We start from the raw sequence: 1,046 nt of genomic DNA, 5'->3' as shown, positions 1-1,046 counted from the left end.
TAATGTTCTTATTACTCAAATTTTCAGAACTAGCCGAAACGATATCTCCATTAAAATCCATTTCTATTTCACCATGATCTTGATCAACATAAACAACATGCCGATTACTCTCAGCATTTGCTGAAATAGGATTTATCACTCCATAACTAGTTGTAAATATACCTACAACTGCCGAAAAACCTAAAATAATAGAAGAAACTTTCATTAATAAAACCTCCAAATTACANAGTGAAGTCGACTTTGTGCATCTCAAGAGCCTTACATTGTTACATGTACTATTTTATTCGTTATCCGTTCTGACCACCCCACACGGGCATATAAACGCTTTGGCGTTAGTTTATAGTGCAACTGCTTAATCACTAACGTTTATACACTAAAATAGCTCTGTGCTGTTGCCAACACGGTCTTTCCGCAAGCTGTATTTCTTTCTATCAAGCGCAACCAAGATAGGCGTTAACGTAGTGTTCACTTCTCATCTGCTTCCATTAACGGCTTCACTGCTTCTCTTTTATGCTCCCACAGTGCAATGAGCAAGGCTCTTCACGTATCGTCCCAGCTTCCACCTAGGCTTATCTGTTCCCATAAGTTCGTTTTACTTATTAGCTGTATCGTAGCAGGATTCACGGTGCATTTATTTTTTCAAAATAAAAAGACGATTACAGTTAGCCATTCTTAGCTACACTGTAACCGTCTACACCATTTAAAGTCTTTTTTATGGGTTGACGTCTTCAATCATTATAATCTATAATTATCATATTAATTGAAGGACAATGTGCTTTGAATACTTCCGATATTCTTTGCACTAGCACTCTTCAGGACGCCAATCCTGTTGGGTGCTTGTCTTTTATTTAATTGTTTATGGTATAAACTTACCCCGATAAATCTTCAATGTCAATAATATAATTATTTATTAAACCACCTATTAATTAAGTAACTGTTCAATTAAAATGAACACATTGAACACTTTGATGGACACTAAATTGAACACTAGATTGGACACATTGAACACATGGTTGAACACAAATATTCATCAGTTAAAAAACTAG

The 1,046-nt window shown here is 35.3% G+C and carries 1 protein-coding gene; it reads right to left on the bottom strand.

Going from position 1 to position 1,046, the window contains the following annotated elements:
- Positions 1–205 (bottom strand): hypothetical protein (locus ACJQWY_RS06875; RefSeq protein WP_407076988.1); only part of this gene is annotated, 205 nt, incomplete at its 3' end.
- Between the last annotated feature and the right edge of the window lie 841 nt (positions 206–1,046).

This window comes from Weissella kandleri (assembly GCF_045504165.1).
GTDB classification, from domain to species: Bacteria; Bacillota; Bacilli; order Lactobacillales; family Lactobacillaceae; genus Weissella; species Weissella kandleri_A.
This window is presented reverse-complemented; position numbering and strand designations above follow the sequence as displayed.